At 30.8% G+C, this 305-nt stretch carries 1 protein-coding gene; it reads right to left on the bottom strand.

The window, feature by feature from the left end:
• Positions 1 to 305 (bottom strand): hypothetical protein (locus KJR01_RS10100; RefSeq protein ID WP_214119122.1); only part of this gene is annotated, 305 nt, incomplete at both ends.

Below are 305 nucleotides of genomic sequence, written 5' to 3'. Positions count from 1 at the left end.
TGTTTTTAAGCTTGATAAATATACTTTATATGTTCCAACTTCCCAACCACTACCATCTACTCTGTTTGTTAAATCAGGAGTATATGTAAATGTTCCATCTGGTGCAGCTTGGAATTCTTTCATAATTGCTTCATCTTTACCTGTAGCATTATTTGGTTTTACAAATAATAATACTAAAGTATCATTAGCAACTGATTTACCTATAAATGTTGGAGTAGTATCAAATGTTCTACCACCATTTGGAATTTCAGTTAAGTTGTTGAAATATCCATCTTCATCGCCTTGGAATACTTTAAATTCTAAAG

The organism is Campylobacter sp. 2018MI10, from assembly GCF_018501175.1.
GTDB lineage: Bacteria > Campylobacterota > Campylobacteria > Campylobacterales > Campylobacteraceae > Campylobacter_E.
Note: the sequence above shows the minus strand (reverse complement) of the source record. Positions and strands in the feature narration are given on the sequence as shown.